Raw genomic sequence first — 9,618 nt, 5'->3', positions numbered from 1 at the left:
GACCTGCCAAGCACGCACACATTCCCTCGTCACGACACTCGGATCACACCCTGGCGCGGGGTGGAGCAGCCCGGTAGCTCGTCAGGCTCATAACCTGAAGGTCACAGGTTCAAATCCTGTCCCCGCAACCAAAACACACGAAAAAGCCCCGCTCGGCATCGCCGGCGGGGTTTTTCGTGTTTCGATCGCCCGAACCTGACCACCGACCCCGGCCCGGCTTGCCGGGCAGACGTTCGGGACGCCGAGCCGCTCTCATGGGGACGTTCTCGGTGGCATTGGGCCGGCGAACGAGCTTCGCCGCTCATGAAGGCGGCTCGTTCTTCGAACGGCACCGCCCCTCACCGCGTCCCGGCATCCTCGACACGGTCTCGCACCGTGACGGGTGCCTTCGAGTCGAGGGTGGCTGACCCCGGGGACACGGGGGAGGGGGCTCCCGAGATCCGGCGCCTGCTCACGGTGTCCGGGACTCGTCAGGCGTCCGGTTCGTGCCGCAGATGCCCTTCAAAGCGCTCCACTCGCTCGCCGGCAGGATCTGCCGGCCGGGCGCGTTGGGACCGGCCAAGGCGCGGATCGCGGCGGCGCGCTTGGCCGTGAGAGGATGGCTGCGCAGGAGATCGAGGGGGCCGCGTCCGCCGTCATCGGCGGCGATGCGCTCGAGGATGTCGGCCAGGGCAGCGCCGTTGCCGCCCGCGCGCGTCATCAGGTCGACCGCGTAGGCATCGGCCGCCCGCTCGGCGTCACGGCTGTAGCCCGCCGAGAGCGCCGCCTCGCCGACTGCGACGATCACCGTCGAGCCGGTGAGGTCGCCCAGCACGACGCTCAGCAGGAACGAGGTGCCGGAGGCCCGGATCAGCGAGCGGGTCGGGTCGCGCGCGCCGACATGGCCGAGCTCGTGGGCGAGCACCGCCGCGACCTCGTCCGGTGTCTTCGCCCGCGCGATCAGGCCCGAGAGGAGGATCACCCGGGCGCCCGGCAGCGCGAGGGCGTTGGCCATCTCGTGGCGGCGCGCGGTCACGGTGAGGTCCGACGGCAGCGAGCCATCGGGTCCTCGTGCGGCGACGAGCCTCGCGACCAGACGGTCGAGGGCGGCGCGCCCGGGCCCCTCGGCGCAGGCCGGCGGCTGTCCCAGAAGGCGCAGAACCTGTGGCTCGACCACGGCCCCGAGGCGCGCCTCGACGGAATCCGGCACGAGCGGGACGAGCAGCCGCGCCAGGTACGGAACGCCGAAGCTCGCGACGAGCAGGACCGAGATCCCGGCGACGGCGGACCAGAGCAGCAGTCGCCGGACGCCGCCCGCTCCCTCCCGTCGGCGCAAGTCCGGGCAGCGTTCCGCCAGGGCGGCGGCAAGCGCCACGTCCGAGAACTCGACCCGGTCCGGCGCGTGGGCGGGGCCGACCCGCATCAGTGGCGGCACCGAATCCGCCGCCCGGAGGTCGAGCGGGTCCCAGTCCTTCGCGATCCCGCGGCCCGTGACCCAGAGCCGGGCGTCGAGGTGCAGGCGCACCGGATGCGGCCGCGCGCTGAGACCGTCGAAGTAGCGCCCTTCGGCCTCGATCGTGGGGGCCACTGGCCGCGGATCCCTCACCGCTCAGAGGCCGATCTGGAGCGCGCCGCCGACATCGAGCGCGTCGGCGAGGCCCTCCTGCAAGCCGCTGCCGGCCCTCCGGGCCGAGGCCAGGACCGCCGAGAGTTCCTCCGGGTTGACGACCGTCAGACTCGTCGCGACCGCCGCCCAGAGCCGGGCCTGCACCATGCGGACATAGAGGACCGTGAACAGGGGAGTGATGGCGAGGTAGGCCAGGATCACGAGCCAGTGGAGCGCGCCGAGGCCCGATCCCTGCGTGGCGAGGCCCAGGAGACCGACTCCGAGGCCCAGGACGAGCACGGCACCGACGAGCGACAGCGCGTAGACGATGTAGGGCCGGTAGAACGAGCGGGCCCGCAGGGTCGAGGCGAGGCGCGCGCCGCCGAGGCGTATCGCGCCCGCGAAGGCGCGGGCCTCGCTGGCCCGGTAATACGGGATCAGCATCAGCGCCGCCGGGATGCAGACCAGGGCGGTGAAGAACAGGGCGTTCGCGAGGTGGCCGATCGTCGTGTCCGCATAGGCCGGATTGAGGATCGTCTCGCTCGCCTTGCCGCCCGGCTTCGGCACAATCAGGTCCGCCGGCAGCGAGAAATCGGACGCGACCAGGATCGCGATGCCGAGCCCGATCAACGGTCCGAGCCCCACGAGGTAGAGCAGCAGCCACGGCCCCAGCACGCTGCGCCCGCGTGCCTCCGAGCTCAGCCGGCTGGTGCCGATCAGGGTGTGGTCGACGCGGTAGCGCTCCTGGCTCGCCCGCATGAACGGGAAGGCGAGCCCGAAGGTCAGGTAGACGATCAGCCACCAGCCCGCTGCGCGAGCCGCGTAGGCGAGGGCCGAGCCGTCCTGGCCGAGGCGGATGCCGCGCCAGAGCGTGCGCATCGCCCGGTAGCGGCGTCCGCGATAGATCGCGTATTGCCCGAGCACGAACAGGGTGACGAAGGAGATCGCCACCGAGAACGGCGCGAGCGCGGGGAACGCCAGGGAGACCGCGAACAGGCCGAGATAGATCGGCACCAGGATCGCGAGCGCCACCAGGAAACCGAGAAACAGCTCCTTGCCGGTGCCGGTATACTCGGCCGGTGACCCGTCGATCGCGGTGCGGCTCCAGAAGAACCGCCGCAGGTCGGTCATGTACCAGAACCGGTAGATGCCGAAGGTCACGAACGAGAGCAGGAAACCCTTGAGGGCCAGCCAGGTCAGGCCGTCGAGCCGCGTGTCGAAGGTCACGGGCGCGCCCTGCTGCGTCGGGCCGGGTGTCGCGAAATTCATCGATCCGGTCGTCCTCTGTTGTCTGGCTCGCGCAAATCGGCGCGAGAATCGGCCTGCACTCCTCGGCGTGCACCCTTGCCGCGCGCCGCACCTTACGCAAGGAGACGTCGGGAAGCCAAGGGAAGGTATGGTCTCCTTTGGTTATTCGCGTTGTCATTGCAGGACCCGCCGCTTGCGCGCCCTCGGCGATCACGGTCGATCCGGGAAAGATGTTCATTCTATATTTTTGAATAACAATACTTATAAGATTTTTGGCGATCCGGGCCGGAGTCTTATCGGGCGCATATCGCTGATCATCGGCCGGATAAGGATCAGTCGCAGAGCCGGGTCCGATCTCCGCTCCCGGCACCCGTTGCGCCGGCATGCCTCCATGACGCATGCCTCCATGACCCATGCCTTCATGACGACAGCGTGCGCGAGGTCCACGCCCGCACTGCCGACGGCGAGTCTTGCGGAGCGGCCATCCTGGCCCGTCACGATCGCGCGGAGCCCGTCGCGGGCCATCCCCTCGATCGTGCCGGTTCCTCGGCTCGGTCATCAGGCGGCCGCGTCGAGCCGGTGCCTCACGCCCCGGCCGGAGCGTGCGTCTCGCCCTTCTTCTGCGGCCGGATCCGGTACCACCCGACATAGAGCGCCGGCAGGAAGAACAGGGTCAGGAAGGTTGCCGCGATGATGCCGCCGATCATCGCGTAGGCCATCGGTCCCCAGAAGACCTCGCGGGCGATCGGCACCATGCCGAGGCTGGCGGCCGCGGCGGTGAGCAGGATCGGGCGCATGCGGTGGCAGGTCGCCTCCACCACCGCGTCCCAGGGGTTCATCCCCTCCGCCTCGAACTCGTCGATCTGGGTGACGAGGATCACGGCGTTGCGGATGATGATGCCGATCAGCGCCAGGATGCCGAGGATCGCCACGAAGCCCATCGGCGCGCCCGAGGGCAGGAGCGCGGCGACGACGCCGATGAGGCCGAGCGGCGCCACGCTCGACACCAGGAAGAGCTTCTGGAGGCTCTGGAGCTGGACCATCAGGAAGAAGGCCATCACCAGCAGCATCACCGGCACCACGGCGGCGATCGGGCCCTGGCCCTTGGCGCTCTCCTCCACCGCGCCGCCGGTCGCGAGGTCGTAGCCGTCGGGCAGCTCGGAGCGGAACTGCGCCATGGCGGGGGCGAGCGCCGCCACGATCGTCGGCGGCTGGGTCGCGTCGGTGATGGAGGCGCGCACCGTGATGGTCGGCATCCGGTCGCGGCGCCAGACGATCGGCTGCTCGAGGTCGTAATGGATCTTGGCGAAGGCGAGCAGCGGCACCGTCGCGCCGCCGGCGGTCGGCACCTGGAGGCTCTGGAGCGTGTCGACGGAGCGGCGCTCCGGCCCCTGGGCCCGGCCGACCACGTCGACGAGGTAGATCGCGTCGCGGACCTGCGTGATCGTCGAGCCGCCGACCACGCCGTTGAGGATGCCGGCGATGTCCTGCGAGGTCACGCCGAGCTGGCGCGCCTTGTCCTGCAGGATCTCGACCCGCAAGACCTTGCCGGGTTCGTTCCAGTCGAAGGTCGGCAGGCCGACATGCGGATTCTGCGCCACCACGTTGGCGAGCTTGAGGGCCTGGGCGCGAACCACCTGCAGGTCGGGGCCGCTGATCCGGTACTGGATCGGCCGGCCGACCGGCGGCCCGAGATCGAGGGGATGGACGAACACGTCGGTGCCGACGAAGTCGCGCCGGGCGAGGTCGTTCAGCCGCGCCATGGTCCGGTCGCGGGCTTCGAGCGACACGGTCTCGATCACGATCTGGCCGAAGAACGCGTTCGAGAGCTGCTGGTCGAGGGGCAGGTAGAACCGGATCGCGCCCTCGCCGACATAGGAACTCCAGCGCTTGATCTCGGGGTCGCCCTTCAGCGCCGCCTCGAACCGGTCCATCTGCGCCTTGGTCTCACTGATGCTGGCATTCTGCGGCAGGGTCATGTCGACCAGCACCTCGGGCCGGTCGGAGGCCGGGAAGAATTGCTGCTGCACGTGGCCCATGCCGACCACCGCCAGCCCGAGCATCCCGACGCACACCGCGACCGTGACCCAGCGAAAGCGCATCGCCGGCAGCAGCACGGCCCGGAAGGCACCGAGCAGGCGGCTGGGCTTGTCGTGGTGGCCCTTCATGGTCTTCGGCAGGATCTTCACGCCGATGAGCGGCGCGAACAGGACCGCCACCACCCAGGAGACGAGGAGCGAGGCCGCGATCACGACGAAGAGCGAGTAGGTGTACTCGCCCGCCGCCGAGCCGTTGAAGCCGATCGGCAGGAAGCCCGCCACGGTGACCAGCGTGCCGGTGAGCATCGGGAAGGCGGTCGAGGTATAGGCGAAGGTCGCGGCCTTGTGCAGGCTGTCGCCGGCCTCCAGCCGCGCCACCATCATCTCGACGGTGATCATCGCATCGTCGACGAGAAGGCCGAGCGCGATGATGAGGGCGCCGAGCGAGATGCGCTGCAGCGTGACCCCCATCACCTCCATGATGACGAAGACGATGGCCAGCACCAGCGGGATCGAGAACGAGACCACCAGGCCCGCCCGCACCCCGAGGCTCAGGAACGACACGACGAGCACGATCACCACCGCCTCGACCAGGGCCTTGGTGAAGCCGCCGACCGCCTCCTCGACGATGCGCGGCTGGTCCGAGACGAGGTGGATGCCGACGCCGACGGGCAGCTCGGCCTCGACCTGCCGCATCCGCGACTTGAGGGCCTCGCCGAACTCGAGCAGGTTGCCGCTCTGCTGCATGGCGATGGCGAGCCCGATCGCCGGCCGGCCGTTGTAGCGGAAGAGCGACTTGGGCGGGTCGGCATAGCCGCGCTCGATCGTGGCGACGTCCGAGAGGCGGAAGAAGCGGTCGTTGACCCGCAGGTTGATCGCCTTCAGGCTGTTCTCGTCGGTGAACTGGCCGCCGACCCGCACCGAGACCCGCTCCGGCCCGGCCTGGATCACGCCCGAGGGCGCCACCGCGTTCTGCGCCTGCAGCGTCTTGACCACCGACTGCACGTCGACGCCGAGGCCGGCGAGCTTGCGGGTCGAGAAATCGAGATAGATCATCTCGTCCTGGGCGCCGATGATCTGCGTCTTGCCGATGCTCGGCACCTTGATGATCCGGGTGCGGACCTGCTCGACGTAGTCGCGCAACTGGCGCATCGACAGCCCGTCGGCCGTGAAGGCGTAGATGTTGCCGTAGACGTCGCCGAACTCGTCGTTGAAGAACGGGCCCTGCATCCCCTGCGGGAAGGTGCCCTTGATGTCGCCGAGGCGCTTGCGCACCTGGTAGAACAGCCACGGGATCGTCTGCGGCGGGGTGGTGTCGCGCAGGTTCACGAACACCGTCGCCTGGCCCGGGGTGGTGTAGCTCTTGGTGTAGTCGACCGCGTTGATCTGCTGCAGCTCCTTCTCGATCCGGTCGGTGACCTGGTCGAGGGTGTCGCCGATGGTGGCCCCGGGCCAGACCGCCTGCACCACCATGGTCTTGATGGCGAAGGCCGGGTCCTCCTCGCGGCCGAGCTTGCGGTAGGACATCGCGCCGGCGACGATCGCCACCACCATCAGGAACCAGACGAAGGAGCGGTGCGACAGCGCCCATTCGGAGAGGTTGAACGACTTCATCGGGCGCGGCCTCGCGCTGAACGGGTTTCAGGGGCGGGCCGTCGGGCCGCGCGCGAAAAAGCTCGGGGAGCGGTCAGAGACCCGGGGCGGCGAGGCGCACCGCCTGGCCGTCCTTCAGGCTGTGGACGCCGGCCACCACCACGGTCTCGCCGGCCGTCACGCCGTCGCTCAGGGTCACCGTGCCTTCGTCGCGGTGGACGACCGTGACGTCGCGGCGCGAGACCGTCTTGCCGTCGGGGGCGACGATCCAGACGCTGCTGCGCTTCTCGGCGTCCAGGAGCGCGGTCGCCGGCAGGGTGATGCGGGGCGGGGTGGCGCGGTCGAGCGCCACCGTGATGGTGGTGCCGAGGCGGAAGGCCTCGGGCGGGTCGACGAGGGTCATGCGCACCCGGCGGGTCCGGGTCGCCGGATCGGCGAGCGGCCCGATCTCGCGCACCCGGCCCGTCGCGGTGATGGTCGGGGCGGCCTGGAGCGCCACGGTGAACGCGGTGCCCGCCTTGATGCCGGCCATCAGCCCGTCCGGGATGTCGACCACCGCCTCGCGGATGTCGGGGCGGGCGAGGGTCACCACCGCCTGGCCGGCGCTCACCACCTGGCCGATCTCGGCGTTCCAGGCCGTCACCACCCCGTCGACATCGGCCTTCAGGGTAGCGTAGCCGAGTTCGTCGGTCGCCTTCTGCAGGGCGGCCTTCGCTTGCGCGAGGCGCGCCGCCGCGGTGTCGCGGCTCGCCACCGCGCCGTCGAGGGCGGCCTGCGTGACGTTGCCGCCCTCGAACAGGGTGCGCTGGCGCGCCTCGACGGCGCTGGCATTGGCGAGCTGCGCCTCGGCGTCGGCGACGTCGGCCCGGGCCCGGGTGACGGCGAATTGCAGCACGGTGGGATCGAGGGCGGCGAGCCGCGCGCCCTTGGGCACGAGGTCGCCGACATAGACGTCGCGGGCGACCATCCGGCCCGGCACCCGGAACCCCGCTTGCGTCTGGTAGCGCGGCTCGACCGTGCCGGCGAAGGGGCCGAAGGTCTCGGCGGTGCGGACCTCGACCTTCGTGGTCAGCACCGGGCGCACCGGGGGCGGCGCCTCGGCTTCCTTCGCCTGGCAGCCCGCGAGCACGACGAGGGCGAGAAGGGCGGGCAAGCGGGGAGGCAAGCGAAGAGGGGGCTGTCTCATTGCGCATCCTCACCGACCACGGCGACCGTCTGGCCGGGGCGCAGGAGCTGGATGCCGGCGGTGACCACCCGCTCTCCCGGCGCGATGCCGCCCGACAGGACGATGGCCGAGCCGGCATAGCGGTCGATCGTGACGGTCTTCGGCGCGACGGTGTTGCTGGCCGAATCGAGCACCCAGACCGCCGGCTGGTCCTGCCAGCGAAACAGCGCGCTCCAGGGCAGGCTGACCGCCTGCCGCGCCCGGAAGCGGCCGAGGCCCGCCACCGCGGCGCCGAGCGACATCTCCGGGGGGACCTTGGAGAGCCCGATCTTCACCCGGACGCCGCCGGAGGACGGATCCACCGCCGGCGAGATCTCCCGGACGGTGCCGGTGGTGCGCACCCGGGGATCGGACAGGAGGACGATGTCGACGGTCCTGCCCTCCGGCGGCTCGGCGAGCAGGGTCTCGGAGACGATGAACACCGCGTCGCGCGGCCCGTCCTGGGCCAGGGTGAACACGGTCTGGCCCGACTGCACCACCTGGCCGGCCTCGGCGTTGCGCGCCGTGATGATGCCGGCGACCCCGGTCTTCAGCTCGGTATAGGAGAATTGCTCGCGGGCATTCCCCAGGGCGGCCTTGGCGGATTCGACGGATGCCTGGGTGGTCCGCAGGGTCTGCTCGGCCTGGTCGTAGGCCGTGCGCGTGGTGTAGCCGCTGCGCATCAGCGATTGCTGGCGCTCGAAGCTGACCTTCGCCTGGGTCAGCAGGGCCTCGGCCGAGGCGAGGGCGGCCTGCGCGGTGTCGACGTTGACCTGCTGCTCCTGCGGCTCCAGCCGGGCCAGCACCTGGTCGGCGGTGACGTGCTCGCCGACCTCGACCAGGCGTTCCTGGATCTTGCCGCTCACGCGAAACGCGATGTTGCTCAGGAACTTGGCCTGGATGTCGCCGGTCAGCACGACCTGGGCGGAAACCGGCGCGAGGGCGGCCGTGACCACCCGGACCTGGGCCAGCGCGTCGGGGTGGCTTGCAGCCTTCGGCGTCTCGGCGTGGGAGGAGTGCGTCTGGGAGGAGGGCGCCTCGGCCAGGGCCGGGCCCGCGGCGAGGGGGATGGCGGTCAAGGTGCTCGCCAAGATACCTGCCAAGATACTCGCCCAGATACTCGCCAGGACACTCGCCGAGTGTCCGGCGGACGCGGCGCCCCGCGGGGTCGGGGTGGATCTCATGATGGTTGCGCCTGCCGATTTGTCCTGGAGTAACCGTAACGTCCGGGAAAGACATGCGGAAACGACGTGAAGGAGCGGCCGCGAGGGGGCGGGTGCGGCCGCTCCTTCCAGATGCGGCGCGTTCTCCGGGGGGAGCCCGCCGCCGCATCTGTGGGATTGCCCCGGCGCTGCCGCCGGGGCGAACCGGAGATCTCGTGTCAGAGCTGGCCCGGCTTCGCCGGGCAGGAGGCGCAAGGAGGCGCCGCCGGGCCGGGACCGGTCCAGGCGAGCAGGCCGGCCCAGCCGGTGAGCGCGAACAGAAGGAGCGCGCAGGTGGAGAGCGACAACCGGCGCGGCAGCAGCGGACGGGCGACGGCCAGGGGGGGCGCGTGCAGGTCGAGGCCGTTCGGCAGGCGGGTGAACCCGGGCCGGCTCGGCGCGGTTTCGCGAAACAGGCGGGGCCGTGGCGGGGGGGTCACCCTGCGGGGGGTGGGGACGGCCGCTCCCTTGAAGGGACGCCCGCTTCGTACTAATAACTGACCAGACAGTCAATAAAGGGGGGGATGGGAGGTTGGGGGCGGGGCCGGGGGCGCGAGGGGGGGGGGGCGCGCCGGGGGGTGGGGGCGCGCGGCCTGTGGGGCGGGGGGGGGGGGCGGGGGGCGGGGGTCGGCCCCCGCCTGCGCAGGGGCGCGGGCCGGGGGGGACCGGGACCGATCGGGCTCCCGCCATGGGTCTCACCATGGGTCCTGCCATGCGGCGTTCTTCCTCCGATGGACCGGCCGGACG

6 protein-coding genes and 1 tRNA gene are annotated in these 9,618 nt (G+C 70.9%); 1 reads left to right on the top strand and 6 read right to left on the bottom strand.

Annotated features, from left to right (window positions below):
• Positions 1-54: 54 nt before the first annotated feature.
• Positions 55-131 (top strand) — tRNA-Met (locus VQ03_RS15845).
• A 320-nt stretch (positions 132-451) separates the two neighbouring features.
• Here VQ03_RS15845 and VQ03_RS15840 read toward each other — a convergent pair.
• From VQ03_RS15840 to VQ03_RS15810, 6 genes are all read right to left on the bottom strand, one after another.
• Entirely contained in the window at positions 452-1,567 is a 1,116-nt protein-coding gene (locus tag VQ03_RS15840) for a M48 family metallopeptidase (protein WP_245292099.1), read from the bottom strand.
• Between the two features lie 21 nt (positions 1,568-1,588).
• Positions 1,589-2,854: a YjgN family protein gene (locus VQ03_RS15835; protein ID WP_048451858.1), complete on the bottom strand. Its 1,266-nt coding sequence runs from the start codon at positions 2,852-2,854 to the stop codon at positions 1,589-1,591.
• 563 nt (positions 2,855-3,417) lie between these two features.
• Positions 3,418-6,486: an efflux RND transporter permease subunit gene (locus VQ03_RS15825; RefSeq protein WP_048451856.1), complete on the bottom strand. Its 3,069-nt coding sequence runs from the start codon at positions 6,484-6,486 to the stop codon at positions 3,418-3,420.
• Between the two features lie 73 nt (positions 6,487-6,559).
• Positions 6,560-7,651 (bottom strand): efflux RND transporter periplasmic adaptor subunit, encoded by a 1,092-nt coding sequence (locus VQ03_RS15820; RefSeq protein WP_048451855.1) that lies wholly within the window; start codon positions 7,649-7,651, stop codon positions 6,560-6,562.
• A complete protein-coding gene (locus tag VQ03_RS15815; RefSeq protein WP_425350073.1) occupies positions 7,648-8,748 on the bottom strand; it encodes an efflux RND transporter periplasmic adaptor subunit in 1,101 nt (366 codons plus the stop codon). The genes VQ03_RS15820 and VQ03_RS15815 overlap by 4 nt, the downstream gene beginning before the upstream one ends.
• A 302-nt stretch (positions 8,749-9,050) precedes the next feature.
• Positions 9,051-9,311 (bottom strand): hypothetical protein, encoded by a 261-nt coding sequence (locus tag VQ03_RS15810; RefSeq protein WP_048451854.1) that lies wholly within the window; start codon positions 9,309-9,311, stop codon positions 9,051-9,053.
• Positions 9,312-9,618: the final 307 nt, after the last annotated feature.

The organism is Methylobacterium tarhaniae, assembly GCF_001043955.1.
Lineage (GTDB): Bacteria > Pseudomonadota > Alphaproteobacteria > Rhizobiales > Beijerinckiaceae > Methylobacterium > Methylobacterium tarhaniae.
The sequence above is the reverse complement of the archived record's forward strand: the minus strand, read 5'-3'. Positions and strand labels throughout refer to the sequence as shown.

Bases quoted from the DNA above. Each gene is read 5' to 3' on its own strand.
- VQ03_RS15835 (WP_048451858.1), bottom strand. From the start codon at position 2,854: ATGAATTTCGCGACACCCGGCCCGACGCAGCAGGGCGCGCCCGTGACC.
- VQ03_RS15825 (WP_048451856.1), bottom strand. From the start codon at position 6,486: ATGAAGTCGTTCAACCTCTCCGAATGGGCGCTGTCGCACCGCTCCTTC.
- VQ03_RS15820 (WP_048451855.1), bottom strand. From the start codon at position 7,651: ATGAGACAGCCCCCTCTTCGCTTGCCTCCCCGCTTGCCCGCCCTTCTC.